Raw genomic sequence first — 24469 nt, forward strand, 5'->3', positions numbered from 1 at the left:
CAGTGTTGACCAGAGGCTACTGATCGACCGCCAAGAGAGCGAGTGGAAACGGAAATTAGGGATCCGTTATTGGTCACACTCCGGTGGCAACAACGGCCGGTCCGTCGCTGCGCGTACACATGCAGCGACGGACCGGCACTTCACTCACCGATTCCCGGTGGTTCGGGGCCACTTGCGGGCTACTGGGCGGTTACTTCGTGGTCTTGACGAGCTTGGAGTCGGGCGAGACCGCGAACCACGTACCGCCGACTCCCTGGCCGTTGACGTCACCCGGCTTCTCGTCCCCGGCGAACGTATAGATCGGCCAGCAGTCGATGGTCTGCTGCTTGATCCCGTCGGGGCGGTCGAAAGTGACGAATCCCTTCTTCGTCACGCCTTCCACCGAGTTTTTGGACACGGGGGCGACTACCGGCCACTTCTTGAGGCAGTCGCCGGTGCAGGCCGTCTTCATCGGCCAGGCGGAGTCCTGCGTGAACCGGTAAACCGTCATACCGCGCTTGTCCACCACGATGTCACCGAGTTCCGGGTCCTTGCGGACGGAAAGCCCCGCCGCGTCGGCCGGTTCGGCGCCGGCCGGATCGGTGACGGCCGCACCGTCGGCGTTGGCCGCCGCCTTCTTCCCGTCGGGGGCGGAGGCGAACCAGGTACCGCCGACACCCTGGCCGTTGGTCTGTCCCGGCGCGGTGTCCTTCGCGTACCGGTACATCGGCCAGCCGTCGACCGTGAGCTGCTTGGAGCCGTCGGTCCGGACGACCTCGCCGAGCAGTGAGGCATCGGTTCCGGCGGCGGCCTTGACGTCGCCCGCGGGCACCACGGGCCACGCCGTCGCGCAGTCTCCGTCGCAGTTCGACTTCGGCGGCTTCGCGGTGTCCTTGTCGAACCGGTAGAGGGTGAACCCCTCGCTGTCGGTGAGCACCTTCCCGAGCTTCTTGCTGTCCTGGACGGCGAGTTGACCCGCCGCCTTCGGGGCCGCGACGTCCGCGCCGGAGCCGTAACCACCGCCGGAGGAGCCGTAGCCGCTCTCGGCCGGCTGCTGCGCCGGGGCCGCGTTTCCGACCGCCTGGCCGTTGGGCGATGCCGTGCCCTGCTCCTGACCGCACGCCGTCGTCAGCGTCAAAAGGGCCGCGGCGGTGACCGCGAGCGAGGCGTTGCGCCAGGTGTTCATATCGACTCCCGTAGTACGTCGTCGTATCGCTGCGATGGAGACGCGAGGCCGCGCCGTCCATGGCCCTAGGTACGCGGCGTGACGGGGCCCGCGTTCAACGCGGGCCGAGAAGAATTCGGCGGCACGCCCATCGGGGCGGTGGGCGGGGGCGCCTGTCGGGCCGTCAACCGTGCGCAAACATGAACGGCTTCTTGTCCCACCATCAGGCGAATCCCCGCGGAGTCCTGTGTGTCGCCGGACGACGTGGATCATGCTCCCGGTCGTGTACGGATCCCGCATCGGGCGGCTCTCGACAGCCGCCGCACTCGTCTGGCTGATAGCCGTACCGCAGCCCGCGACCGCCGACGCCTGCGCGGTGGCCGTCATCGGGCAGGACGACGGCACCACCGCGGTCGCCGTGGCGGGCAGCGGAAACTGCGGGGCGGTCACCCCACCGGAACCGCCGCCTCCTCCCCCGCCACCGCCGCCGCCCCCTCCACCGCCTCCACCGCCTCCGCCCCCGGAGCCACCACCACCGCCGCCACCGCCACCGGAGCCACCACCGCCACCTCCTCCCCCGGCGCCGGAACCACCGCCCCCACCACCTGCGCCGGAGCCGCCACCGCCCCCTCCTCCACCACCACCACCACCACCGCCACCGCCGCCCGTTCAGAGGGCCGCGCCCGCACCCAGGCCGGCGCCGAAGCCGTCACCGACCCCCTCGGTGCGGCCGAAGCCGCCGGAGCCCCGGCCCGTGGCGCTTCCGACGTACCGCAAAGCGACCCGCAAGGAGCCGCGGAGCGGGCCGTCCCTGGTGTCCACGACCCTGCTGATCACCGCCCCGGCGGTGTTCGCCGTCGCCGTACTGCGGCCGCGATCGTCCCGCTGACGAGGAGATATCCATGTCCGAATGGCTCGTCCTGAGCATTGCCATGGCGTCGGCCTGTGCGGTCGTGCTCACCATCGCGGTCCTCAACAACCGCCGGATCGCCGATGACGACGATCCGTCCGAGACACCCGACGTCATCGAGTACATGACGATGATGATCGGCGTGGTCTACGCGATCGTGCTGGGTCTGGCCATCGCCGGGGTCTGGGAGGGCCGCAGCGCCGCCCAGGAGTCCGTACGGCTTGAGGCGCAGGCACTGCACGAGGTGCAGGCCCGGTCCTCCGTCTACCCGGCGGAGGTCCGCGACCGCATCCGCGCGGACGTCGACGCGTACGTCGCCCATGTCATCGACACCGAGTGGAAGGTGATGTCGGACCAGGGCACCCTCACCGAACGCGGCACGGAGCTGCTGGACCGGGTGCGGGCGGACGTCACCGAGTACGAGCCGCAGACGGACCACGAGGGGCAGGCCTACCAGCCGCTGGTGGACCAGGTGGCGGCGGCGGACGACGCCCGTACCTCGCGGGGGCAGAACGCGGGCGAGACGATGCCCGGGGTGGTGTGGTTCGGCCTGATCATCGGGGCGCTGGTGACGGTCGGGCTGATCTTCACCCTCCAGATCCGCAGAACCTTCCGGGAACTGCTGCTGGCGGGGCTCTTCAGCGCGCTGATCGCGTTCCTGCTCTTCCTGATCTGGGACTTCGACGCGCCCTTCGGCCGGGGCATCTCGGCCACCGCCGAGCCCTTCCTCGACCTGTTCCCGGAGGCCACCCGCTGATACCCCGTCGCCCCGGCCGGTGAGCCGCCGAGTAGGCCGGCCGGGGGACGGCATGACCCGTTCGCCCGACCCCGATAGCGGTCGGTCGGCACCCCTCCTAGCGTGTCGCGCATCGAGGTGCATTTTTCCTGCTATGTGGAAATTCATTCCGCAGCTGCCCCTCGGGGAACCCGGAGGATCCACCATGCGCGCGATACGTGTCGCACCCCTCGCACTCCTGGGCGCCACCGCCCTCACCCTGCTGGCCCCGTCCGCCGCCCATGCCGCGCCGGACGGGGCCATCAACACGTTCAACCCGACGATCTCCCCCTCGGTGATCGCTCCGGGCGGCCGGGTGACCCTCGGCGGCGGCGGGTGCACCGGCGAGACGACCGTCACCTCGGGCATCTTCGACACGACCGTGATCCCGAGCGGCTCCACCACGGCCACCGCCACCGTCGACGCGGACGCCCGGCGGGGCGCGGTCTACGCGGTGACGTTCGCCTGCGGCTCCACCGGTACCACCCGCAACGTCAACCTGACCATCACCGGGGGCGCCACCAGCACCCCGACGCCCACGACCGCTCCGACCACGGCACCGACCGTCAGCTCCACGGCCATCGCGCCGAGCGGCGTGCGCGGCGGACTCGGCGGCAGCGCCGGCACCATGAACACGGTGGAGGTCGCGGCGGGCGCGGCCCTCGTGCTCGCGGCCGCCACCGGCACGCTCTGGTTCGCTCGTCGCCGCGGCGCCGGCCGCCGGCACTGACGGCGCGAGGATCGAGGTGGAACGCACGACAGTCGCCCCGGGTCCTGACCGCAGGACTCGGGGCGACGGGCGTATCGGGCCGGGCGGGAGGTCCGGCGTCCTAGAAGGCCGCATGGCTGGTCCGCCGGCGCCGGACGAGGAAGACCGCGCCACCGACGGCCGCCGCGGCCACCAGTCCGCCGCCGACCTGCATCTCCGTGGAGTTCGGCCCCATCGAGCCGCCGAGCCCGCCCTGCGCGCCGTTGCCGGCGAGCACGGTGAACTTGTGCGTCGCGATCCGGTCGTTGTCACTGCACTTCACCGAGAGGTGGTAGTGACCCGGGGTGGTGTTGTTGCGGATGCGGGCGTGGGCGTAGTTGGTGCCGTCACCTGCCGAGAGGCTGGTCGTCGGGAACGCGTTCGACCAGACCGTGCCGCCGTGACCGCAGCCCCGGGCGGTGATCTTCAGCGTGCCGCCCTGGTGGACCGACTGCGGGTTGACGGCGACGTTGACCGGACCGTTGGTGGCGGCGGCCATGGGGGCAGCGAGCCCGACGGCTGCGAAAGCGGTCACCGTGACCGCGAGAACGCGTGAAGCACGCATCGTGTGGACCTCCAGCGGGAAACGCCCCGGAGTCCTGTCCTCCGGGAATCGATCGACGTGGACGCCTCCCATGACGAACACTCACCAGCCGATCACCGGCTCGCACTTCGGCACTGCTCCACCCCGGTGACGCGACACGCCGTACGAAAACCCCTGGATCTGACGGAGCCGCAGGTCACAGGCCATCAGAAGTTTTATCTGCTCATTACTCCGAAGGGCAGTAACCCCGGGGCCCGTACGCCGCCACACCGAGGGCCCGCACGCCGTCACCGCGGAGGTCCGGGTCGCGCCCGCCACCCGTTCGCCTCTCCCTGATCGCCGCCCGGCCGTACCGCCCTTAACGTTCCAAGCGTCGCGACGAAGGGAGCACCATGGGCCAGCAGCACTACGCCGGCGCCGAGCGGACCAGACGCGTGCCGTGGGGTGCTGTCGCCCTGGTCATGCTCACGGGCCTCGCCCTCCTGCGCAACGGGGCGGAGTTCGGGGAGGAGGGCCCGCCGCAGCCCGCGGCCGCCGCCTCACTGGACCTGAGCAGCGACGCCGCGGGGCCGCCGTTGGAGGGCGAGCCGGTGCAGCCGCTGCCGTACGCCCCCGCCTCCCGGGTGAAGATCCCGAACATCAACGTGGACGCCCCGATCGTCGACGTCAATCTGGACGCCAACGGCTGGATCGACGCCCCGCCGGCCGAGGACCCCAACCTCGCCGGCTGGTACCAGAACGGCATCGCGCCCGGGCAGCGCGGCACCTCGGTGGTCGTCGGCCATGTCGACAACAACTCCGGGCCCGCGGTCTTCTACGGCCTCGGCTCGCTCCAGAAGGGCCACCGCGTCGAGGTGGAGCGCTACGACGGGCGGGTCGGCGTCTTCGAGGTCTACGGGGTGGAGGTCTTCTCCAAGAACGACTTCCCCGGCGCCCGGGTCTACGGCGACACCGGCCATGCGGAGCTCCGGGTGATCACCTGCGGCGGGGGCTACTCGAAGGCGGGCGGCTACGACGGGAACGTGGTGGTCTTCGCCCGGCTCGTCGAGACCCGCTGACCCACCGGCCGGTCGAGACCCGCTGACGGTACGTCACCGAACGCCCCGCCGCACAGTTCAGCGCGGGATGCCCTCCCGGTCCAGGAGCGCGTACATCTCCGCGGGTGGCAGCGCCGGGTTGGCGGCGGCGCCCGACAACGTATCGGGCTCCGCAAGCAGTTCCAGCAGCCTGGGCACGGGGAGCCGTGGATCGCGGGCGGCCGCCCGCCGCACTCCCGCGTCCGGGTCCCGGCTCAGCCGTTCGACGAGCTCGGGGGTGGCCGCCGGATCCCGCAGGGCCAGGGCGCGCGCCCGGGGGTCCGGCGCATCGGCGAACCGCCGGGCAAGGCCCTCCGCCGGAAACCGCGGCCGGGGGATCAGCGACCCCACCGCCCGGTGGGTGCCGTGCAGATACAGGTCGAGCAGCAGTTCCTCCGGAGCCTCGGGGTGACCTTCGGCGAGCAGCAGCCGTACGGCGAAGTCCGCGTCCCCGGCGAGGAGTTCGACGCAGTCCTGCGGCAGCTGGGGGCAGCTCGCGGCGGTGCGCCGCAGCCAGGTGTGCGCGGAGGTCGCGCACCGCCGCAGGGTCTCCGGATCGTGTCGCGCGTTCCACACCCACCACAGGCCGGGGAGCCGGTCCTCGGGGTCGATCCGCCAGTCGATGGCCGCCCGCTCGTCCTCCGAGAGCTCCGGGCGGGCCGAGACGGCCAGCCGGACGGCCGGGTTCTCGTGGTCCGCGAGCCCTGCGGCCAGGTCGGCGGGGAGGGCCGGGTTGAGGGCGAGCCGCGCGAGGAGCACCTCTTCGGCCACCAGGCGTTCCGCGAGGGCCCGCCCCAGCCTGCCGCGCTCCGCGACCTCCCCCAGGCGCCAGTCGCCGGCCAGCGTCCCGATGAGCTCCTCGGTGCGCTCCTCGTCCTCGTCCATGACCTGGAGCGAGGCGGCGGTGCGTACGTCGGGGTCGGGGTCCGCGAGGAGTGCCGAGCGCGCGTCGGCGTCGAGCAGGTGCCAGACGCGCCGGGAGGCCGCCCGCCGGAAGTGCGGATCCGCGTGGCCGGCGAGCGGCACCAGGACGTGGTCCGGCGTGGACGGCGCGCCGACCGTCTCGTACCGGACGTTGCCCCGCTCGTGGTTCAGGAGGCGCTCGTACGCATGGTCCGGCAGCGGAGGTACCCGGATGCGGTAGGGGTGGGGGCCCATCGCGACCGCCATCGCGTCGGACGCCGGTCCGTCCAGGAGGCGGGCCCGCAGTTCGGGAGCGGCGGTGAAGCTCTCGGCCAGCAGGTGCCGTACCCAGCGCTCGGGGTGGGTGAGCATGGCCTCGGCGACCTCGCCGGTCAGCGCGGGGTGATACGAGAGGCGATGGGTGATCGACCGGTCGTTCAGTGCCAGCAGCCTCAGCAGCACTCCGGCCGGAGCCGCCGGATTGCCCGCCAGGGCGTACGCCCCGTACCGCTCGGTCATGGTTCCCCCCACAGGTGGTACGTCGGCGCGCCCGGGGCTCCACCCCGGGCGCGTATCGGAGGAACCGTATCTTCGGCAGGCCGCGTCGGGCGGACCGGCCTCTCAGACCCGCTGCGGCACCGTGATGCGGTAGCCCTCGTCGAGCAGCCGGGGGAGGTAGCGCCGCAGGGCGGCCACGCTCTGGGACCGGTTGCCGCCCGCGTCGTGCGAGAGGACGACGACACCGGGCGCCGCCCCGTCCATGACCCGGCGGACGATCGTGCCGGTCCCCGGAGTGGTCCAGTCGAGCGTGTCGACGGTCCAGGCCATCGGCTCCATGCCGAGGTCGGCGCCGATCTCGAAGGAGTTGCGGTTCCACGCGCCGTACGGGGCCCGGTACCAGAGCGGCGCGGCGCCGAGCACCCGCTCGACCACATCGCTGGTGCGGCCGAGCTCGTCGCGGATCGCGGCGCGGGAGAGCCCCGGGATCAGCGGGTGCGACCAGGAGTGGTTGCCCACGACATGACCGTCGTCCGCCATCTCGCGCAGCAGGTCCGGGTGGGCGTCGGCCATCTCGCCGCAGACGAAGAACATCGCGCGGACCCGGTGCTTGCGCAGGGTGGCCAGGATGTCCGGGGTGTAGCGGGCGTCGGGGCCGTCGTCGAAGCTGAGCACCATCGAGTGCCCGAGGTCGGGGAGCTCCTCGAAGGGCCGGGTCCGCACCGGGGGGCTGGCCGGCCGGAAGCGGGGCGGGGAGCCCGCCGTCATGGGTTGCAGGCGGTACGCGGGCGGCCTGGCCGGCAGTCCGGCGGGCGGCCCGGCGGCCGCCGCGGGCGGGGTGCCCGCGGCCCGTGCGGGGCGGGTGGGCGTCGAGGCCGGATCGGCGGCGATCAGATGCAGGGTCGTGGCGGTTCCGAGGCCGAGGGCGACCTTCAGCAGGGTGCGGCGGTCGGGCCGGATGTGATCACTTCTCATGGCCAACTGCTCGCACGGCCGGGCTCCCGCTTCGGCCGACGACACCGAGGGCCGACCGTTTTGTACCCATTCGACGCAGCGGCCTGCCGGGGTCGCCGGCCCTCCTCCGCGGCTTCCGGGCGAGCCGATAGCCTCGGAGCCGTGACAGAGCAGCAGCCCCATCAGTTCGAACGCGGTACGGACGGGCCCAAGGTGATCGTCGCCGGGCTCGACGGCTCCGACTCGTCCATGCGCGCGGCCGCCTACGCCGCCGGTCTCGCCCGGCGGCAGAACGCCACGCTGGCCCTCGTCTACGTCCAGCCCGTGATCCCCTCGGGCGCCGCCCTGGGCGTGCCTGTCGGCGACACCACGGGCGAGGTCGCCCAGGAGCTGGCCGACGAGATCCGCGAGTCGGCGGAGCGGCTGAAGGACACGTGGGACGTGCGCTGGGAGTTCCACACCTTCCGCGGCGACCCGTACAACGGGCTGGTGACGGCGGCCGACGAACTCACCGCCGACGCCGTGGTGGTGGGGGCGTCGGAGTCGGCGGGGCACCGGTTCATCGGCTCGGTAGCGGTGCGGCTGGTGAAGGCGGGCCGCTGGCCGGTCACCGTGGTGCCGTAACCCCTCGTACGACGGGCTCTACTCCCCCATCACGAGGCCGTCGGCCGCCGCGCCCCGGCCCAGCACCACGTCCCGGATCCGGTCGCGGACCTGGCGGTGGTGGTCGGCCCCGGCCTTGATGGAGGTGTTGAGGTCGACGACGCGCCCGGTGTCCGTGTCGTACCACTGCGGCACGAACTCGGCCTTTTGCACCGTCCAGCGCCCGCCCGGCTCGGCGGGCGGCGCGAAGGTGAAGCGACCCATCGAACTCTGGTTGCCGCGCGGGTCCTGGACACCCTGGTAGTTGATCATCGCGCCGGCGATCTGGTCGCCCATGCCGTAGACGACCCAGGTTCCGTTGACCTTCTCGTACGCCTGCGGGACATGGGCGTGGGTGCCGATGATCAGGTCGAGGTCGGGACGGCCGCGGTCCTGGGATGCGGTGAGGCGGTCGGCCAGTTCCAGCTGCCTGGCGTCCGGTTCGTCCTGCCATTCGGTACCCCAGTGCGCGGAGAGCACCACGACGTCGGCGCCCGCCCGCCGGGCCTTCCTCGCCTCCGCCACGATCTTCCGCTCGTCGGTCACGTTGACCGCCCACGGCTTCCCGGCGGGCAGCGGGATGTCGTTGGTGCCGTAGGTGTACGCGAGGTGGGCGACCTTCGCCGCCTTCTTCCCCGGTCCCGTCGGCAGGATCGTGGGGCGGGCGGCCTCGGCGGCGGAGCGGGCGGATCCGGCGTGGCGGATGCCTGCCTTGTCCAGGGCTCCGAGCGTGCGGGCGATGCCTTCGGCCCCGTCGTCCAGGGTGTGGTTGGAGGCGGTGGAGCAGGAGTCGTAGCCGGTGGCGCGCAGCGCGGTGGCGACCTCGGGCGGTGACTTGAAGCTCGGGTAGCCGGTGTAGGGGCCGCCGTCCTTCCCGTACACCGTCTCCATGTGGCAGATGGCCAGGTCGGCTCGGGAGACGACGGGTGCCGCGGCCTTGAGCATCGGGGTGAAGTCGTAGCCCTGCCCGCCCGCGTCGGCCGCCGCCCGGTCGATGACGGAGGAGTGCGGCAGGACATCTCCCGAGGCGAGGAGGGTGAAGGGGCGGGGCACGTCGGCGTCCTGGCCGCCCGCGCCCCCGGCGGCGGTGGGGGGTGCGCTCGGGACGGGCGCCTGGGGCTGCTGGCCGGTGCAGCCGGTGGCCGCGGCGAGCAGGAGGGCGAGGGCGGCCACGGCGCCCGGTCGGATGCGCTGCGTCATCTGCTCGACTCCATGTTCGGATGATTACGACCATCCGACTACACATATCGTCATACTGCTGAGGCAAGGAGCATTGCCGCATACCTAGCTGAACTGGTCGTACCGTCCGACCCCGACGGCCCCTTGACCGTTCGCCGCACCATTCGCCGCACTGAGCGACCGCTCGTCGCACGCCTCGGTGCACCGCCTGTTCCTGCGCCGCCGAATGCGTTCGTATACGCCAGGCGGCAGCGAGGCCGTCCGGGGGCCTCCCGCGGGAAAGGACGTTCATGAAGACCACGACGACGACCGATGAGCGGGCCATCGCGGAGTTGCAGCGGGAACACGGCCCCGCCCTCTTCCACTTCCTGCTGGGCCTGACCTTCGGTGACCGGCAGCGGGCCGAGGATCTGGTGCAGGAGACCCTGGTGCGCGCCTGGCAGCACCCGGAGGCCTTCGACGCGCCCTACGAGTCGATGCGGCCCTGGCTCTTCACCGTCGGCCGCCGCCTCGCCATCGACGCCCGGCGCTCCCGCCAGGCGCGCCCCACCGAGGTCAGTGATCTGGTGCTGGAGAGCACCCCGGCCGACCAGGACACCGCGGACTCCGCCGTCCGCGCCCTGGACGTCCGTGAGGCGGTCCGCACGCTCAGCCCCGAACACCGTGCGGTGCTGGTGCAGATCTACTTCCGCGGGCTGAGCGTCGGCGAGACCGCCGAGGCGCTCGGCATCCCCGCCGGGACCGTCAAGTCCCGTTCGTACTACGCCCTGCGGCTGCTCTCACGTAATCTGCCCGGCTACTCGCTGAGGTCCTCCGCCCGCAACAGGGCGAGCAGGGCCGAGGCCTCCGTCACCTCCACATAGTCCCGGGCGCAGGCGTCGCAGAGCTGGAGGTGGCGGGCGACCCGGCAGGTCTCCTCCGCGTCCAGCGCGTCCAGGACGTACGCACCCAGCAGCAGGCGCACATGCGGGTCGTCGCCGGGGTCGGCACTCATTCACAGCCTCGCATCTCCTGGGCGATCCTCCGCTTCTGCCCACGCGGGGCGCCCGCCCCCGGTTCAATGCTGCGTGAAGCCCGGTACCGAGCAAGGAAAGAGGCGAGACGGGATGCGTCCCGAGGATACGCGTGGGACCGGTGGGGGCGGGCTGCCGGTACCGATGGCCTGGCTGTACACCGAGTACGTCGCGGACGAGCTGTTACGCACCGGCGACCTGATGGAGCCGACGACCCTGGAGTTCCGGGCCGGGCGCGACGCGCTCGCGCTCACGATGTTCCTCTCCGGCCTCCTGGGCGAGGCCCCGGTCTCCGGCACGCTGTCCGAGGCGCGCGCCGACGAGCTGCGGGTGCTCACGGCGTACGGGGCCACCTGGCGGAGCTGGGTCTGCGAGCGGCTCACGGAGTCCGAGCGCCGGGCCGGGCCCGGCGACCCCGATGTGGCGCTGGCCCGGGCGGCCTGGCGGTGGCTGGAGGAGACCGAGCTGCTCGCCGCCGACCTCGATGCGATCGTGCCCGCGCCCTGGGAGCCGGTGGCCGGGGGCGGGCACGAGGAGGAGGGCGAGGTCCAGGTGTGGACTCCGGCATGGCAACTGGGTCTGCCGCTGGGGCACTTGGCCGTCCACCTCTGCTGAGGCGGCCGGGCACGGACCGGGACGGGGCCCGGGCCTCATGAACCGTGCACGCCCGCACGGTACTTGGGCAGCCGGAGTGTGATCTTCATGCCCGCGCCGATCCCGGTCTCGATGACAAGCCCGTACCCGTCCCCGTACACCTGGCGCAGCCGCTCCTCCACGTTGAGCAGGCCGATACCGGTGGAGGTGGTGGCCTCGCCGCGCAGGATGCGGCGCAGCCGTTCGGGGTCCATGCCGCCGCCGTTGTCCTCGATGACGACCTCGGCCTCGGATCCGGCGTCCAGCGCGCTGATGGTGATGCGGAACGGAGTGTCCGCAGGTCGTTCGCGGGGCGGGGTGGAGGCTCCCTCCAGGCCGTGCTTCACCGCGTTCTCCACCAGCGGCTGGAGACAGAGGAACGGCAGGGCGACCGGGAGCACCTCGGGGGCCACCTGGAGGGTGACCGAGAGGCGTTTGCCGAAGCGGGCCCGGACCAGGGCCAAGTACTGGTCGATGGAGTGGAGTTCGTCGGCCAGCGTGGTGAACTCGCCGTGCCGGCGGAAGGAGTAGCGGGTGAAGTCGGCGAACTCCAGGAGCAGTTCGCGTGCCTGCTCGGGGTCGGTGCGGACGAACGAGGCGATGGCGGCGAGGGAGTTGAAGATGAAGTGCGGGGAGATCTGCGCCCGTAGCGCCTTGATCTCGGCCTCGATCAGCTGCGTACGGGAGCGGTCCAGCTCGGCCAGCTCCAGCTGTACGCAGACCCAGCGCGCGACCTCGCCCGCCGCCCGGGCCAGCACCGCCGACTCGCGCGGGGCGTAGGCGACGAGCGCCCCCAGGACCCGGTTCTCGACGGTGAGCGGTACGGCGACCGCCCAGCGCAGCGGGCAGTCGAGGTCGGCGCAGCCGCTGTCGAAGGCCGTGCCGCGCCCGCCCTCCAGCAGCTCCTCGATGTGGCCCATCACGTCCTTGCCGTGATGGTGTCCGGCGCCGTCCCAGACCAGGACACGTTCCCGGTCGGTGAGGCAGAGGGCGTCGGTGCCGAGCAGCGAGCGCAGCCGGCGGGCCGAGCGCCGGGCGCTCTCCTCGGTGAGACCGGCGCGCAGCGGGGGCGCGGCGAGGGACGCGGTGTGCAGGGTCTCGAACGTGGCGTGCTCGACGGGGGTGCCGACATCGCTCGGGCGGAGCGGGCGGGCGGTGCGGCGGCCCAGCAGGAACCCCGTACCGAGCAGCAGCGCCACCAGGACGGTGAGGACGGCGATCCCGGCCCCCGTCATCGTTCCCTCCCGGCGCCGCGCGCCGAGGTGAGCGCCTCGGGGAGGTGGAAGCGGGTCATGGCCGCGTTGGTGCCCGGCGGGATCCGCCCCGGGGTCGCGAGCGAGACGAGGATCATCGCGAGGAAGCCAACCGGGACGGACCAGACGGCGGGCCAGGCGAGCAGGGCGTGCGGCCAGCCGGGCGGGCGTACGGCACCGCTCACGGTGATCGCGACGGCGAGCAGAGCTGAGCCGCCGCCGAGGACGAGCCCGGCTATCGCGCCGGGCGGGGTGAGGCGGCGCCACCAGATGCCGAGGACGAGCAACGGACAGAAGGAGGACGCGGAGACGGCGAAGGCCATGCCCACCGCGTCGGCCACCGGCACCCGGCTGACCAGCAGCGAGATGATCAGCGGCACGGCGATGGCGAGGACGGTGGCGAGCCGGAAGTGGCGCACCCCGCGCGAGGGCAGCACGTCCTGGGTGATGACCCCGGCGACGGCCATGGTGAGCCCGGACGCGGTGGAGAGGAACGCGGCGAACGCCCCGCCCGCGATCAGCGCCCCCAGCAGATCGCCGCCGAGCCCGCCGATGACCCGGGCGGGCAGCAGCAGGACGGCCGCGTCCGCGTCTCCCCCGTGCCGCAGCTCAGGGGCGTACAGCCGGCCCAGCGCCCCGTAGATGGGCGGCAGCAGATAGAAGAGGCCGACCAGGGCGAGGACGGCGACGGTGGTGCGCCGGGCGTCGCGGCCGTTGGGGCTGGTGTAGAAGCGGACGACGACATGCGGCAGGCCCATGGTGCCGAGGAAGGTCGCCACGATGAGTCCGTACGTCGCGTAGAGCGGGTGGTCGGCGCGGAAGACGGCGAACTGGTCGTCGAAGCTGACCCGGGGGCGGCCGTCGCCCTGCCAGGCGAGGACGAGGAAGAGGGCGGGGACCAGGAGCGCGGTGAGCTTCAGCCAGTACTGGAAGACCTGGACGAAGGTGATGGACCGCATCCCGCCCGCCGCCACGGCCACCATCACCACGGTCGCCACGAGGACGTCGCCGAGCCAGCCGGGCGCCCCCGTGAGGATCTTCAGCGTCAGCCCGGCGCCCTGGAGCTGCGGCACGAGGTAGAGCCATCCGGCGCCGACCACGAGGATGCTGACCAGGCGCCGCACGTGGAGCGATTCGAGCCGCCCCTCGGCGAAGTCCGGCAGGGTGTACGCCCCCGAGCGGCGCAGCGGGGCCGCGACGAAGACCAGCAGCACCAGATATCCGGCGGTGTAGCCGACCGGGTACCAGAGCATGTCCGGGCCGTGCAGCAGGACGAGCCCCGCGACGCCGAGGAAGGAGGCGGCCGAGAGGTACTCCCCGCTGATGGCGGCGGCGTTGAGCCGGGGGCGCACGGTACGGGACGCCACGTAGAAGTCGGAGGTCGTACGGGAGATGCGCAGGCCGAAGCCGCCGACGAGGACGGTGGCGAGGACGACGAGGGCGACCGCCACCCAGGACGCCGTGTGGTCGGGGGCGCTCACGGCGTCGGGCGGCCCTCCACCAGCCGGGCGAAGTCGCGTTCGTTGCGTTCGGCCCGGCGCACGTACCACCAGGCGGCCAGGGTGAGCGGCGGGTAGGTGGCGAAGCCGAGCACCGCCCAGACCAGGGCGGCGCTGTTCAGGGCGGCGAACAGGAGCGGCAGGGTGCCCGCGACGAGGGCGAGCACGGCGAAGACGGTGAGTCCGGCGCGGAGCTGGCTCCGCATGAGCGAGCGGACGTAGGCGCCGCCGAGGGCGGTCTGCTCCTCGATCTCCGCCTGGGTGCGGTAACGGGGCAGCGGACGCACCCGGCGGGGCTCTCCCGTGACGACTTCGCGCCGGGGTGCGGTCTCCGGTGACATGGGCTCGGAGTGTAGGCGGCGGGGGGTGGTGCTGGGAAGGCTTCACCGGAGCGGCTTCGGCGGAGGTCGCCCCAGGTCAGCGGCCGCCCTGGCGCATCAGCAGGTCGCGCAGGGCCCGGGTGTGGCGGCGGCTGACGGCCAGCTCGGCCTCCCCGATCCGTACGCTCATGCTCCCCGCGTCCAGCCGCAGCTCGTCGATCCGGCTGAGCGCCACGAGGTGGCGGCGGTGGATCCGGACGAAGCCGCGCGAGCGCCAGCGCTCCTCCAGGGTGGTGAGCGGGATGCGGACGAGGTGGCTGCCGGCCGCGGTGTGCAGCCGGGCGTAGTCGCCCTGCGCCTCGGCGTACGCGATCTCGTCGATCGGGATGAAGCGGATGACGCCGCCCAGCTCGACCGGGATCTGGTCGGTGGCGGTGTCGTTGACGGGGGCGGACCGCTCCCCCACCTGCTCGGCGACCCGGCGTACGGCCTCGGCGAGGCGTTCGCGGCGGACCGGTTTGAGGACGTAGTCGACGGCCTTGAGGTCGAAGGCGTGCACGGCGAAGCCCTCGTGCGCGGTGACGAAGACGATGAGCGGGGGCGAGGCGAATCCGGCGAGGAGCTGGGCGACGTCGAGGCCGGTGAGCCCCGCCATGTGGATGTCGAGGAAGACGACGTCGATCGCGGACGGGTCGTCGGGGCCCGCGTCCACCGCGTTGCCGATGCGGCGAAGCGCCTCGGTCGCCCCGGTGGCACCTTCGGCGCTGCGGATGCGGGGGTCGGCGCGCAGGAGGTAGAGCAGCTCCTCCAGGGCGGGTGGTTCGTCGTCGACGGCGAGTACGCGCAGCATGAGCCCGGAGTTTAGGTGCTCCGGGGCCTCCTGGCTTGAGTGAATCCCGGCTTGTTCCCGTACCGCAGTACATGCAGCTGACCGAGCCCCACATCCGGGTGGGGGCCTACGCCCTGGGCGTCCTCGGGAGGGCCGACGCCTTCCGGTTCGAGGAGCATCTGGAGGAGTGTCCGCCGTGCCGTGTCCGGGCCCGCGAGCTGGCGCCGGTCGCGGCCCGGCTGGCGGTGGCCCGGCCGGTGGTGCGGCCCTCCCACGGCCTCGCGGACCGGCTGGTCGAGGCGGTGGCGGCGGGGCGGCGCAGGGCGGACAGGCGACGGCTCGCGCTGGTGGCGGCCGCGGTAGTGCTGGCGGTGGGCGGGCCGTTGGCGGTGGCCGGTTCCTCGGGCGGCCCCGGCGGTCCGGCGGGCGGGGCGGTGGTCCAGCGCTGGGTGGGGGCCGATCAGGCGTCGGGGGCGGCCGCGGTGGTGACGGCGGCGGGGCACGAGTGGGGTACGTCGGTGGCGCTGGAGGTCGTCCGGGTGCCCGTCGTCGGGGTCTGCGCGCTGATCGCGGTGGGCCGGGACGGCAGCGAGGAGACGGTGAGCAGCTGGTCGGCCGGGGGTGCGGGGGACGGCCTGGTGGAGGTGTCCGGCGGGGCGGCGCTGCGGCCGGAGGGCATCGACCACTTCGAGGTGCGGACGGCGGACGGGCGGCGGCTGATGACGGTGGAGCGGTGAGCGGCCGCCCTCCTACTTGAGGAACTTGGACAGGCGCCGGTCGGCCAGCGGCTTGCCGCCGGTCTGGCAGGTCGGGCAGTACTGGAGCGAGGAGTCGCTGAAGGAGACCTCCAGGATGGTGTCTCCGCAGACCGGACAGGCCTCCCCCGTACGCCCGTGGACCCGCATCCCGCTCTTCTTCTCGGACTTGAGCTTTCCGGCCTCCACCCCGCTGGAGCGTGCCACGGCGTCCTTGAGCGTGGTGCGCAGCGCGGTGTACAGGCGGGTGATGTCGTCCTCGTCGAGGTCGGCGGTCCGCTTGAACGGGGACATCTTCGCCACGTGCAGGATCTCGTCGCTGTAGGCGTTGCCGATGCCCGCGATGAGCGTCTGGTCGCGCAGGGCGCCCTTGATCTGGCGGCGCGCCGCGCCGACGATGCCCGCGAAGGTGTCCCGGTCGAAGGCGTCGGCGAGCGGGTCGGGGCCGAGGCGGGCGATGCCGGGGACGTCCACCGGGTCGCGGACTAGGTGGACGGAGAGGCTCTTCTTGGTCCCCATCTCGGTGAGGTCGAAGCCGTCACCGTCCACGGTCACCAGGCGCAGGGCGAGCGGACCCTTGCCGGGGCGCGGCGGGGCGGCCGGGAAGGAGTCCTTCCAGCGGAGCCAGCCCGCCCGTGCCAGGTGGGTGCAGAGGTGCAGCCCGCCCGCCTCGATGTCGAGGAACTTGCCGTGGCGGGCCACCGAGGTGACGGTGGTTCCGTCGAGGGCGCTCAGCGGCGGGTCGTACGTCTTCAGGACGCTGATCGCCAGCGGGAGGACACGGGCGATCTCCTTGCCGACCAGGTGGTCGTCGAGGAAGACCCGCAGGGCTTCGACTTCGGGCAGCTCGGGCATGGCACCAGCCTGCCGCAGGCCGCGTACGGCTGCCTGTCAGGACACCGGTGCCGCCACCCGCCCGCCGGTGACCAGCTCCCGGAGCTCGTCGAACTCCTCCTGGACCGCACCGGCCAGCCGGTCCAGGTCCGGCAGCGCCTTGCCGTCCGCCACCAGACCCACGTGCACGCGGCCGCCGTACGTCGACAGGGCGACGGCCAGCGACTGGCCCCGGGCCAGCGGTGCCATCGGGTAGAGGGCGCTCAGGGGGCAGCCGCCGAGCGAGAGCGCGGAGCGCGGGAGCGGGACGCTGGTGACGAGCAGGTCGAAGAGCATCCGGGCGGCGTTGGCGGCGAGCGGTGCGCCGAACCGGTGGGCCAGCGGGTGCAGTTGGTCGGCGAGTACGGCGACGGCACCGGCGCCCTTCAGCGGTCCGGCCGCCTTGTTACGGTCCATCGCTCCCCGGACCGCCCGGAGCCGTTCCCGGGGGTCGGCCGCACCGACGGGCAGGTCGAGGAGGTAGGCGGAGAGCCGGTTCCCGCTCACCGCGCCGCCGGGCCTGCGCCGCGAGACCGGCACCAGGGCGCGCGGGTCGGTGGCGGCGGGCCCCTCGCCGCGCTCGGCCATCCAGCGGCGCAGGGCCCCGGCGACCACAGCGAGCAGGATGTCGTTGGCGGTGCCGCCCTCGGCCCGCCGGATCCGCTGGAGGGCCGTGGCGTCCAGGTCGGCGGTGGCCAGGCGCCGGGTGCCGCTGGAGGGTGCGGTGAAGGCGGTGGAGCGCAGATCGAGGCGGCCCGCGCGGACCACGGAGGCGCCCACGCCCAGCGCCCGGCCGACCTCACCGATCCGCCCGAGCGCCATGCCGGCCACCTCGCGGGGGTCGGGGAGCCAGGAGCGGGGCGGGACGGCGGGGCGGCCACGGGCGGCGGACCGGGCCGTGGTGGCGGCGGCGATCTCGTCGAAGATCCCGGCGCCGATGGCGACCGCCCGCATCCCGTCGGCCAGCGCGTGGTGCAGCTTGACCAGCACGGCGAACGGCCCGTCGTCGGCGCCGCCGATGAGGTACATCTGCCAGGGCGGCAGCCCGCGGCCCAGCGGCTGTTCCATCAGCTCCCCGGCCAGCCGGGTGGCCCCAGCCATGAAGTCGCCCTCGTCCACGGCGACGCGGCGCACATGCCGGTGCACGTCGAAGTCCTTGTCGACCGTCCAGGCCGCACCGCCGACCGGCAGCAGGACGTCCCGTACGCACATCCGCAGCCGGGGGATCGCGGCGGCCCGGGTGCGGAGCAGTTCCAGAACGTGCGGCGGGGTGACGCCGGGCGCCGGGGCGAAGACGGCGAGCGCGCCCAGGTGCATCGGGTGGGCGTCGGATTCGAGATGCCAGAAGGCCAGATCGAGCGGGGCCAGGAGTTCGGTACCCAACAGGTGCCTCATGTCGTCGGGGGCGGAACGGCCGTACCCCCGCAGTCAATCGCTTGCGGTCGGTTACGGTCAAGCACGGACATGTTACGTACTGTTACAGAACAGGTCGCCCGCTCATCACGACCGCTCGGGGATCAGGAACTCGCACCACACGCACTTGCCACTGCCCCGGGACTCCACGCCCCAGACGTCGGCCAGCCGGTCGACGAGCATCAGACCGCGGCCGGAGACCCCGTCGGAACCCGCGTCCCGGCGGCGGGGCAGAGCACTGGAGCGGTCCTCCACATCGACCCGGAGCCGCCGCTCGGAGCCGGCCATCACCCGGATCGTGACGACGGCCCCGCCGTCGGTGTGCATCAGGGCGTTGGTGGTCAGCTCGTCGGCGGCCAGTTCGATCTCGTCGGCCCGCTCCTTCGCCCCCCAGGCGCGTACCGCCGCCCGGATCATGTGCCGGGCCGAGCTGAGCGCCTCGGGATCGTTCTGGGCGACGTGCTGCCGGAGCCGGCCGCCGGACTGGGGCGCCTGGGCGGCCCGGCGGCGGAGCAGCAGGAGCGCCACGTCGTCCTGGCCGCCGCGCACGTCGACGGCGTCGCACAAATCGTCGGCGAGCTTCTGGAGGTTCTGGGGGCCGTTGGAGACCAGTGTGGTCAGCAGCTGCATCCCCTCGTCGAGATCGGATCCGGGCAGCTCGACCAGGCCGTCGGTGAACAGGATCATCGTCTGGCCCGGGTCCAGCTCCGCCGTACCGACCGGGTACTCCAGCCGCCCGAACTCCGCGGAGAGCCCCAGCGGCAGCCCGCCCTCGGCCGGCATCCGGCGGCAGCTCCCGTCCACATCGCGTACCAGCGGGTCGACATGTCCCGCGCGGACCACCTGGACGACCCCGGTGGTCAGGTCGACCTCGGCGTACGTGCAGGTGGCGAAGCGATCGGTGTCCAGCTCGTGCAGGAAGACGGAGGCACGCGCCATGACGGTGGCGGGGCTGTGACCCTCGGCCGCGTAGGCGCGCAGCACGATGCGGAGCTGCCCCATGACGGCGGCGGCGTGCGTGTCGTGCCCCTGGACGTCCCCGATGACGGCGCCGACCCGCCCGCCGGGCAGCGGGATCAGGTCGTACCAGTCGCCGCCGATGTCCCGGCCGAGCCGGGCCGAGCGGTAGCGGACGGCGACCTGCGCCCCGGGGACGGCGGGGATCCGGCGCGGCAGCATCGCCTGCTGGAGCCCTTCGGCGAGGTCGTGCTCCTGCTCGTAGAGCATCGCCCGCTGGAGGCTCTGGGCGATCGAGGTGCCGAGCGCCATGAGGAGGTTGCGCTCGTCGGGGGTGAAGCCCGCCTTGTCGCGGTAGAGCAGCCCGAGTGCGCCGATCGGGCGGGCCTGCGCGATCAGCGGCATATAGGCGGCCGCGGTGATCCCCAGGTGGCTGATGTTGGGCCAGAGGACCGGATAGGAGGTGGCGAAGTCCTCCGCGGACTCGATGAAGCGCGGGGCGAGGGTGCGGACGACCTCACTCATCGGGTACTGCTCGTCCACCCGGGTGAACCGGGTGCCGGGAACGTAGGCGCCCTCGGGTCCGTCGGCCACGAGGTGGATACGGCCGGACTCCAGCAGGCCCATGACGAGGCTGGTGGCGCCCAGGTGGGCCAGGCCCTGGGAGTTCTTGAGGACCGCGATGACGTCCTTGACGGTACGGGCGTGGGCCAGGGCGGCCGTCGTGCCCTCCACCAGGCTGGTGCGGCGGCGCCGCTCCAGGTCCAGGTCCTGGCGGGCGGAGGAGTCGGCCAGCTCCTGGGTCGCGTCGCGGACGATCCCGATGATGCGGTGGGGCCGGCCGGTCCCGTCCCGGCGGACGAAGCCCTGGGTGTGGGTCCAGCGCAGGGTGCCGTCGCGGCGCTGGATGCGGAAATAGGCGCCGTAGTTGGTGAGGCCGCTCTTGAGGGCCTGCGAGACCATCCCGTCCAGGCGCTGCGCCTCGTCGGTCGGTACGCGGTGGGCGAGGGAGGCCGGGCGGCCGTCGTACTCCTCGGGGGTCAGGTCGAACACGTCGAGGGCGGCCTGGTCCATGTGCATGAGGCCGGTGCCCAGATCCCAGTCGAAGCTGCCCATACGGTTCAGGGCGAGGCTGAGGTCCGGGTGGGCGGGCCAGTCGTCCGGGAGTGACAGGGCACCCGCTACCCGATCATCCATGTGGGCCACTCTGCCACCATTTGTCCGATTCTTCGAGCGATCCGTACGGCGGCCGGAGCGGCCGCCGTACGGGCTGAGGAAGACCTGGTCCCGGCCGGTCAGCCGGCGAACGGCTCAGGGACGCCGGAGTCCGCCGGCTCGCCGAACTCATCGAGTTCGCCGGACCCATCCGGTTCTTCGAGTCCATCCGGCTCTTCGAGTCCATCGAGTTCGCCGAGTTCGTCGAGTTCGCCGGGTTCGCGGGGTTCGCGGGGTTCGCGGGGAGAGACCTGGGTCGGCTCCGGCACCACGCCGAGCTCGCCCTCCTCCATCTCCCAGGGCTCGTCGCTCGGCATGCCGTCGAAGTCGTCCGGCGCCTCGGTGCCGGGGTCGGGCTCCATGGGCGGCGGGCAGCCGGGGGGCAGTTCGGCGGGGTCGCCCGGGGAGTCCGGGCACTCCGTCCCCTCCGGTTCGGCGGGGGACGGGGCCGACGGGGCGGATTCCGTCGGTGCGGGCTCGGAGGGGCGGGCCGGGGACGGGAAGAGCAGGTCCACACTCGGCTCGAAGGGCGGCGGGTCGTCCGGGGTCCGGTCGCGCCCGACGTCGTCGCCGACGGCCCGTTCGATCCAGGTGTTGTCGGCGGTGTCCACGATGATCAGGCTGCTCAGCGGCTTCACGCCCGGGTCGACCGCCAGGATCCGCGCGGGGTCGTATCCGGCCCAGCGCTCGCCCCGGTGGGTGACCTGCCCCTTCGCGATCACCGGCCGCTCCAGCGGGTTGCCGCAGGCGCAGCGGACCCTCGGCAGGCCCTTGCTGTCGACCAGGACGGCGGTGCCCGCCTGGAGCACGGCCTGGAAGGCGGTGACGGAGTTGGCGCTGTAGCCGTGGTTGGTGACCTGCGTGTCGGCGCGCAGGGTCACCGGGGTGAGCGAGCGCAGATAGCCCGGGATCTGGACGGCCTCGATGCCCGCCTTCTCCGCGAAGGCCCGCGCCTTGTCCTGGTCGGCGGTGAGCAGGCGGGCCTGCTGCTCGACGTCGCAGGACGCCTCGGAGCGGACGCCTCCGTAGAGCCCGGGAACGACGCCCGAGACACGATGGACCGTCCGGGTGGCGGACCCGTCACCCTCCTGCGGCGAGGGGGTGGCCGTCGGCGAAGGCGTCTGCCGCGCGGTCGACTTCGTGAAAGGCCCGGGGCCCGGCTCGGCGAGCGGCTGGAGGAGGACGTCCTCGGCCTCCGCGGTGCCCGTGGTGCCCTTCGTCGTGCGGTCGGCGGCACTGTCGCAGCCGGCCACGGCGAACAGGGCCCCGGCGGTCAGCGCGGCGAGCGCGGCACACCGGAAACGTCTGGGTGAGCGCACAGAGCTCTCCTGCCTGTCCATGGCGAACGGATGGATCCGTCACCATCTGTGCCGCACCGGTCGGCAGCCCGCAAGCGGAGACGGAGCCGGACACAGCCACCTTGAACGCGTTCAAGAAAGCCTCTACTCTCATCCCAGGAGTTGAACACGTTCAAAGACGGGGGTGGGGCCGTGACCGTGCTGGTCAACGGGATCGTGATGCTGGGCATGCTCCTGGTCGTCCCGGCAGGGCTGCGACTGACCGGGCTGCGGGAGCTGGACGGGATCCGCCGGCTCTGGCCCCTCTTCGCGGCGCCCGGCGCGGTGGCCCTGTGGCTGCCGCGTGGTCCTACCGCCACCGCGCTGGCCTCGTGCTACGCACTGGGCACCGTCCTTCTCGCCCTGCTCGGCGCGCGCCGGGCGGTCCGCGGCCGGGACCTCTCCCCCGCCCAGATCGCCCTCCTCACCGCTCTCGTCACCCCGGCCGTCGCCGCGCTCGCCCTGGTCGCGGAGCGGTGGGGCCACGAGCTGTTCGGCTTCGAGCTGGGCATCCTCGCCCTGACCGTGCCGCACTTCCACTTCGCCGGTTTCGCCGCGGCCCTGGTCGCCGGGCTCGTCTGCCGGGTCACCGAGGGCCCCGCGGGCCGGTTCGCCGCGCTCAGCGTGCCGCTGGGCACCCTGCTCGTCCTCGTCGGCTACTTCATCGGCGACTGGGCCGAACTGGCCGGGGCCGTGGCCCTGACGGCCGGCATGTGGACCGTCGGCCTGCTCACCTGGCGCCTGGGGCACGAGGAGGGCCGGGACAGGACGACCCGGCTGCTGCTCCTCACCTCCGCCGCCGTCCTGGTCGCCACCATGCTGCTCGCCCTCAGCTGGGCGGTCGGCGAGGCGACCGGGCTGCCCCACCCCACCCTGACCTGGATGGCCGCCACCCATGGCCTGGGCAACGCGCTGGGCTTCGCCCTCTGCTCGCTCCTGGCCTGGCAGCGCATCCGCACCACCACCCATTCGGAAAGCAGGACAGCATGAGCACGCTCACCTACCCCGAGGTCGGCGCCACCCGGCTCGGCCCGCTCCCCAAGGGCTACAACCATCTGCACCACAGCACCCCGGTCGGCCGCGGCGCGGACGACTTCGCGGTGGCGGGAGCGGCGGTGACCGAGTGGCGCATGCACCGGGCCTCGGGAGCCCGGGTCGACGCCTCGGCCCGGCGGGCGGAGCCCGGTGGCACCGTCACGGTGACGCTCGGAGTGGGACCGGTACGCCTCACCGCACCGTGCGAGGTGATCTGGACGGCGTACGCGGAGGAGGGCCGTACCGGATTCGGTTACGGCACCCTGACCGGGCACCCGGAGAACGGCGAGGAGTGCTTCGTGGTCGACCTGGCGGACGACGGCACCGTCTGGTTCACGGTCATGGCGTTCTCCCGCCCCGCCGCCTGGTACGCCCGGCTCGCGGGACCGCTCGTACCGCCCGTGCAGCTCTGGTACGCGCGCCGGCTGGGCCGGACGCTGCGCCGGCTCGTCGCGGCGGGCTGAACGCCACCGCCGGGCCGATACTGGCGGGGATGGAGTGGTTCTCCGCCGACGGCTACTGGCTGAGCAGGCTGATCTTCCAGCGGACGCTGGCCGTGATCTACCTGGTCGCCTTCCTCTCCGCTGCCCTCCAGTTCCGCGCGCTGTTCGGCGAGCGCGGCATCCTGCCCGTACCGGAGCTGCTCCGGCGTACTCCCTGGAAGGCGGCGCCGGGGCTGTTCCGGCTGCACTACTCCGACCGCTTCTTCGCCGCCGTCGCCTGGGGCGGCTGCGCGGTGTCGGTGGCCCTGATCGCCGGTCTTGACGGTTTCCTTCCGCTCTGGGGCGGGATGCTGCTGTGGGCGCTGCCCTGGGTGCTGTACCTGTCGATCGTGCAGGTCGGGCAGGTCTGGTACGGGTTCGGCTGGGAGTCGCTGCTCCTGGAGACGGGGTTCCTCGCCGTCTTTCTCGGTACGGGGGACACCGCGCCGCCCGTGCTGGTGCTCTGGCTGCTGCGGTGGCTGCTGTTCCGGCTGGAGTTCGGCGCCGGGCTCATCAAGATGCGCGGCGACGCGTGCTGGCGGAAGCTGACCTGCCTCGACTTCCACCATGAGACCCAGCCGATGCCGGGGCCGCTCAGCTGGTTCTTCCACCATCTGCCGCGGCCCGTGCACCGGGTCGAGGTGGCCGCCAACCACGTCACCCAGCTGCTGGTCCCCTTCCTGCTGTTCACCCCGCAGCCGGTGGCGAGCGCGGCCGCCGCCCTGATGGTGCTCACCCAGCTATGGCTGGTCCTGTCGGGCAACTTCGCCTGGCTGAACTGGCTGACCATCGCGCTGGCGCTCTCCGTGATCGACTGGACCCCGTTCGCCGGCCGGCCGCCCGCCCTGGCCGCGCCACCGCTCTGGTACGAGGTGGTCGTCATCGCGGTGACGGGCCTGGTCCTGGTCCTCAGCTACCGCCCCGCGCGCAATCTGCTCTCGCGCCGGCAGGTGATGAACCGGTCGTTCGACCCCCTGCACCTCGTCAACACCTACGGGGCGTTCGGCTCCATCAGCAGAATGCGGCTGGAAGTCGTGGTGGAGGGCACGGCGGATCCGGTCGCGGACGAGGGCGCCGAGTGGCGGGAGTACGGTTTCCGCGGCAAACCGGGCGATGTGCGGCGGCTGCCGCGCCTCTTCGCCCCGTACCACCTGCGGCTCGACTGGATGATGTGGTTCGCGGCGCTCTCCCCCGCTTACGCGCGCTCCTGGTTCGGCCCGTTCACCGAACGGCTGCTGCTCGGGGACCGGGACACGCTCCGGCTGCTGGCGCACAACCCGTTCCCGGACGCCCCTCCCGCGCATGTGCGTGCCCGGGTGTTCCACTACCGGTTCACCGGGCCGAGCGAGCTGTGGGCCACGGGGTGCTGGTGGGACCGCACCTACGTGCGGGAATTCATGCGGCCCGTGTCCCGGCCGCTCCCGCCGGAGCGGGAGAGCCGGGACACGGGCCGTGGGACGCGCTGAAGAGGCCTGCTCAAGA

26 protein-coding genes are annotated in these 24469 nt (G+C 72.8%); 11 read left to right on the forward strand and 15 right to left on the reverse strand.

Annotated features, from left to right (window positions below; translation table 11 throughout):
• Positions 1–190: 190 nt before the first annotated feature.
• Positions 191–1165 (reverse strand): SCO0930 family lipoprotein, encoded by a 975-nt coding sequence (locus tag R2B67_RS02345; RefSeq protein ID WP_109980551.1) that lies wholly within the window; start codon positions 1163–1165, stop codon positions 191–193.
• Positions 1166–1590: 425 nt separating this feature from the next.
• Positions 1591–1857: a hypothetical protein gene (locus R2B67_RS02350; RefSeq protein ID WP_317816145.1), complete on the reverse strand. Its 267-nt coding sequence runs from the start codon at positions 1855–1857 to the stop codon at positions 1591–1593.
• 41 nt (positions 1858–1898) lie between these two features.
• Here R2B67_RS02350 and R2B67_RS02355 point away from each other — a divergent pair, with 41 nt between their 5' ends.
• The 3 genes from R2B67_RS02355 (at position 1899) to R2B67_RS02365 (ending at position 3559) form a co-directional block, all read left to right on the forward strand.
• Complete coding sequence (locus R2B67_RS02355) at positions 1899–2033, forward strand: hypothetical protein (RefSeq protein ID WP_018487417.1); 135 nt, start codon at positions 1899–1901, stop codon at positions 2031–2033.
• Positions 2034–2046: 13 nt separating this feature from the next.
• Entirely contained in the window at positions 2047–2811 is a 765-nt protein-coding gene (locus R2B67_RS02360; protein WP_018513079.1) for a bestrophin-like domain, read from the forward strand.
• Between the two features lie 184 nt (positions 2812–2995).
• Positions 2996–3559 (forward strand): hypothetical protein, encoded by a 564-nt coding sequence (locus R2B67_RS02365; protein WP_018513080.1) that lies wholly within the window; start codon positions 2996–2998, stop codon positions 3557–3559.
• A 100-nt stretch (positions 3560–3659) separates the two neighbouring features.
• Here R2B67_RS02365 and R2B67_RS02370 read toward each other — a convergent pair whose 3' ends face one another.
• The gene (locus R2B67_RS02370; RefSeq protein ID WP_317816146.1) at positions 3660–4142 is read right to left on the reverse strand and encodes a hypothetical protein; all 483 of its coding nucleotides are present in this window, start codon (positions 4140–4142) and stop codon (positions 3660–3662) included.
• A gap of 371 nt (positions 4143–4513) precedes the next feature.
• Between R2B67_RS02370 and R2B67_RS02375 the strand changes: the two genes are divergently transcribed.
• Entirely contained in the window at positions 4514–5179 is a 666-nt protein-coding gene (locus tag R2B67_RS02375; RefSeq protein WP_317816147.1) for a class F sortase, read from the forward strand.
• A gap of 57 nt (positions 5180–5236) precedes the next feature.
• On the opposite strand, the gene R2B67_RS02380 is transcribed toward R2B67_RS02375, so the two are convergent.
• Both R2B67_RS02380 and R2B67_RS02385 read right to left on the reverse strand, forming a co-directional pair.
• Entirely contained in the window at positions 5237–6619 is a 1383-nt protein-coding gene (locus R2B67_RS02380; protein WP_317816151.1) for a hypothetical protein, read from the reverse strand.
• A gap of 102 nt (positions 6620–6721) precedes the next feature.
• Positions 6722–7573, reverse strand: a complete 852-nt coding sequence (locus R2B67_RS02385) for a polysaccharide deacetylase family protein (protein WP_317816153.1) — start codon at positions 7571–7573, stop codon at positions 6722–6724.
• Positions 7574–7714: 141 nt separating this feature from the next.
• On the opposite strand from R2B67_RS02385, the gene R2B67_RS02390 reads away from it, so the two are divergent.
• Positions 7715–8176, forward strand: coding sequence for a universal stress protein (locus tag R2B67_RS02390; RefSeq protein ID WP_018513085.1), 462 nt, complete (start codon positions 7715–7717; stop codon positions 8174–8176).
• Between the two features lie 18 nt (positions 8177–8194).
• Here R2B67_RS02390 and R2B67_RS02395 read toward each other — a convergent pair whose 3' ends face one another.
• Entirely contained in the window at positions 8195–9394 is a 1200-nt protein-coding gene (locus tag R2B67_RS02395; protein WP_317816154.1) for a CapA family protein, read from the reverse strand.
• Positions 9395–9663: 269 nt separating this feature from the next.
• Here R2B67_RS02395 and R2B67_RS02400 point away from each other — a divergent pair, with 269 nt between their 5' ends.
• Positions 9664–10236 (forward strand): sigma-70 family RNA polymerase sigma factor, encoded by a 573-nt coding sequence (locus tag R2B67_RS02400; RefSeq protein WP_317816155.1) that lies wholly within the window; start codon positions 9664–9666, stop codon positions 10234–10236.
• On the opposite strand, the gene R2B67_RS02405 is transcribed toward R2B67_RS02400, so the two are convergent.
• Entirely contained in the window at positions 10170–10367 is a 198-nt protein-coding gene (locus tag R2B67_RS02405; RefSeq protein ID WP_317816156.1) for a zf-HC2 domain-containing protein, read from the reverse strand. The two genes, R2B67_RS02400 and R2B67_RS02405, sit on opposite strands and share 67 nt — an antisense overlap.
• A 112-nt stretch (positions 10368–10479) precedes the next feature.
• Here R2B67_RS02405 and R2B67_RS02410 point away from each other — a divergent pair, with 112 nt between their 5' ends.
• Positions 10480–11001 carry a hypothetical protein gene (locus R2B67_RS02410; RefSeq protein WP_317816157.1) on the forward strand — a complete coding sequence of 174 codons (522 nt, stop codon included), beginning with the start codon at positions 10480–10482 and terminating at the stop codon, positions 10999–11001.
• Positions 11002–11036: 35 nt separating this feature from the next.
• On the opposite strand, the gene R2B67_RS02415 is transcribed toward R2B67_RS02410, so the two are convergent.
• The 4 genes from R2B67_RS02415 to R2B67_RS02430 all read right to left on the reverse strand — a co-directional run bounded on the left by R2B67_RS02415 (position 11037) and on the right by R2B67_RS02430 (position 14941).
• Positions 11037–12254 carry a sensor histidine kinase gene (locus tag R2B67_RS02415; RefSeq protein WP_317816159.1) on the reverse strand — a complete coding sequence of 406 codons (1218 nt, stop codon included), beginning with the start codon at positions 12252–12254 and terminating at the stop codon, positions 11037–11039.
• Positions 12251–13753 carry a sodium/solute symporter gene (locus R2B67_RS02420; protein ID WP_317816160.1) on the reverse strand — a complete coding sequence of 501 codons (1503 nt, stop codon included), beginning with the start codon at positions 13751–13753 and terminating at the stop codon, positions 12251–12253. The genes R2B67_RS02415 and R2B67_RS02420 overlap by 4 nt, the downstream gene beginning before the upstream one ends.
• A complete protein-coding gene (locus tag R2B67_RS02425) occupies positions 13750–14112 on the reverse strand; it encodes a hypothetical protein (RefSeq protein ID WP_051884166.1) in 363 nt (120 codons plus the stop codon). Before R2B67_RS02425 ends, R2B67_RS02420 begins: the two co-directional genes overlap by 4 nt.
• A 76-nt stretch (positions 14113–14188) precedes the next feature.
• The gene (locus R2B67_RS02430; protein WP_018513093.1) at positions 14189–14941 is read right to left on the reverse strand and encodes a LytR/AlgR family response regulator transcription factor; all 753 of its coding nucleotides are present in this window, start codon (positions 14939–14941) and stop codon (positions 14189–14191) included.
• Between the two features lie 71 nt (positions 14942–15012).
• On the opposite strand from R2B67_RS02430, the gene R2B67_RS02435 reads away from it, so the two are divergent.
• On the forward strand, positions 15013–15657 hold the full coding sequence (locus tag R2B67_RS02435; protein ID WP_381074930.1) for a zf-HC2 domain-containing protein: 645 nt from the start codon (positions 15013–15015) through the stop codon (positions 15655–15657).
• 12 nt (positions 15658–15669) lie between these two features.
• On the opposite strand, the gene R2B67_RS02440 is transcribed toward R2B67_RS02435, so the two are convergent.
• The 4 genes from R2B67_RS02440 to R2B67_RS02455 all read right to left on the reverse strand — a co-directional run bounded on the left by R2B67_RS02440 (position 15670) and on the right by R2B67_RS02455 (position 21452).
• Positions 15670–16530: an Fpg/Nei family DNA glycosylase gene (locus R2B67_RS02440; protein ID WP_317816168.1), complete on the reverse strand. Its 861-nt coding sequence runs from the start codon at positions 16528–16530 to the stop codon at positions 15670–15672.
• Between the two features lie 36 nt (positions 16531–16566).
• Entirely contained in the window at positions 16567–17931 is a 1365-nt protein-coding gene (locus R2B67_RS02445; RefSeq protein WP_317816170.1) for a wax ester/triacylglycerol synthase family O-acyltransferase, read from the reverse strand.
• 117 nt (positions 17932–18048) lie between these two features.
• The gene (locus R2B67_RS02450; protein ID WP_317816174.1) at positions 18049–20115 is read right to left on the reverse strand and encodes a SpoIIE family protein phosphatase; all 2067 of its coding nucleotides are present in this window, start codon (positions 20113–20115) and stop codon (positions 18049–18051) included.
• Between the two features lie 98 nt (positions 20116–20213).
• Positions 20214–21452 carry a DUF6777 domain-containing protein gene (locus R2B67_RS02455; protein ID WP_317816176.1) on the reverse strand — a complete coding sequence of 413 codons (1239 nt, stop codon included), beginning with the start codon at positions 21450–21452 and terminating at the stop codon, positions 20214–20216.
• A gap of 171 nt (positions 21453–21623) precedes the next feature.
• On the opposite strand from R2B67_RS02455, the gene R2B67_RS02460 reads away from it, so the two are divergent.
• From R2B67_RS02460 to R2B67_RS02470, 3 genes are read left to right on the forward strand one after another with little or no spacing between them, the layout of a single operon-like run.
• The gene (locus R2B67_RS02460) at positions 21624–22460 is read left to right on the forward strand and encodes a YndJ family protein (RefSeq protein WP_317816178.1); all 837 of its coding nucleotides are present in this window, start codon (positions 21624–21626) and stop codon (positions 22458–22460) included.
• Entirely contained in the window at positions 22457–22969 is a 513-nt protein-coding gene (locus R2B67_RS02465) for a DUF1990 domain-containing protein (protein WP_317816180.1), read from the forward strand. Before R2B67_RS02460 ends, R2B67_RS02465 begins: the two co-directional genes overlap by 4 nt.
• A gap of 29 nt (positions 22970–22998) precedes the next feature.
• Positions 22999–24453 carry a lipase maturation factor family protein gene (locus R2B67_RS02470; RefSeq protein WP_317816182.1) on the forward strand — a complete coding sequence of 485 codons (1455 nt, stop codon included), beginning with the start codon at positions 22999–23001 and terminating at the stop codon, positions 24451–24453.
• Positions 24454–24469: the final 16 nt, after the last annotated feature.

Source organism: Streptomyces cyaneofuscatus (assembly GCF_033109485.1).
Taxonomy (GTDB): Bacteria; Actinomycetota; Actinomycetes; order Streptomycetales; family Streptomycetaceae; genus Streptomyces; species Streptomyces cyaneofuscatus.

Excerpts from the sequence above, each read along its gene's own strand:
- R2B67_RS02345 (WP_109980551.1), bottom strand. The coding sequence starts at position 1,165 with ATGAACACCTGGCGCAACGCCTCGCTCGCGGTCACCGCCGCGGCCCTT.
- R2B67_RS02360 (WP_018513079.1), top strand. The coding sequence starts at position 2,047 with ATGTCCGAATGGCTCGTCCTGAGCATTGCCATGGCGTCGGCCTGTGCG.
- R2B67_RS02365 (WP_018513080.1), top strand. The coding sequence starts at position 2,996 with ATGCGCGCGATACGTGTCGCACCCCTCGCACTCCTGGGCGCCACCGCC.
- R2B67_RS02370 (WP_317816146.1), bottom strand. The coding sequence starts at position 4,142 with ATGCGTGCTTCACGCGTTCTCGCGGTCACGGTGACCGCTTTCGCAGCC.
- R2B67_RS02375 (WP_317816147.1), top strand. The coding sequence starts at position 4,514 with ATGGGCCAGCAGCACTACGCCGGCGCCGAGCGGACCAGACGCGTGCCG.
- R2B67_RS02380 (WP_317816151.1), bottom strand. The coding sequence starts at position 6,619 with ATGACCGAGCGGTACGGGGCGTACGCCCTGGCGGGCAATCCGGCGGCT.
- R2B67_RS02385 (WP_317816153.1), bottom strand. The coding sequence starts at position 7,573 with ATGAGAAGTGATCACATCCGGCCCGACCGCCGCACCCTGCTGAAGGTC.
- R2B67_RS02395 (WP_317816154.1), bottom strand. The coding sequence starts at position 9,394 with ATGACGCAGCGCATCCGACCGGGCGCCGTGGCCGCCCTCGCCCTCCTG.
- R2B67_RS02400 (WP_317816155.1), top strand. The coding sequence starts at position 9,664 with ATGAAGACCACGACGACGACCGATGAGCGGGCCATCGCGGAGTTGCAG.
- R2B67_RS02405 (WP_317816156.1), bottom strand. The coding sequence starts at position 10,367 with ATGAGTGCCGACCCCGGCGACGACCCGCATGTGCGCCTGCTGCTGGGT.
- R2B67_RS02410 (WP_317816157.1), top strand. The coding sequence starts at position 10,480 with ATGCGTCCCGAGGATACGCGTGGGACCGGTGGGGGCGGGCTGCCGGTA.
- R2B67_RS02415 (WP_317816159.1), bottom strand. The coding sequence starts at position 12,254 with ATGACGGGGGCCGGGATCGCCGTCCTCACCGTCCTGGTGGCGCTGCTG.
- R2B67_RS02425 (WP_051884166.1), bottom strand. The coding sequence starts at position 14,112 with ATGTCACCGGAGACCGCACCCCGGCGCGAAGTCGTCACGGGAGAGCCC.
- R2B67_RS02430 (WP_018513093.1), bottom strand. The coding sequence starts at position 14,941 with ATGCTGCGCGTACTCGCCGTCGACGACGAACCACCCGCCCTGGAGGAG.
- R2B67_RS02435 (WP_381074930.1), top strand. The coding sequence starts at position 15,013 with ATGCAGCTGACCGAGCCCCACATCCGGGTGGGGGCCTACGCCCTGGGC.
- R2B67_RS02440 (WP_317816168.1), bottom strand. The coding sequence starts at position 16,530 with ATGCCCGAGCTGCCCGAAGTCGAAGCCCTGCGGGTCTTCCTCGACGAC.
- R2B67_RS02450 (WP_317816174.1), bottom strand. The coding sequence starts at position 20,115 with ATGGATGATCGGGTAGCGGGTGCCCTGTCACTCCCGGACGACTGGCCC.
- R2B67_RS02465 (WP_317816180.1), top strand. The coding sequence starts at position 22,457 with ATGAGCACGCTCACCTACCCCGAGGTCGGCGCCACCCGGCTCGGCCCG.
- R2B67_RS02470 (WP_317816182.1), top strand. The coding sequence starts at position 22,999 with ATGGAGTGGTTCTCCGCCGACGGCTACTGGCTGAGCAGGCTGATCTTC.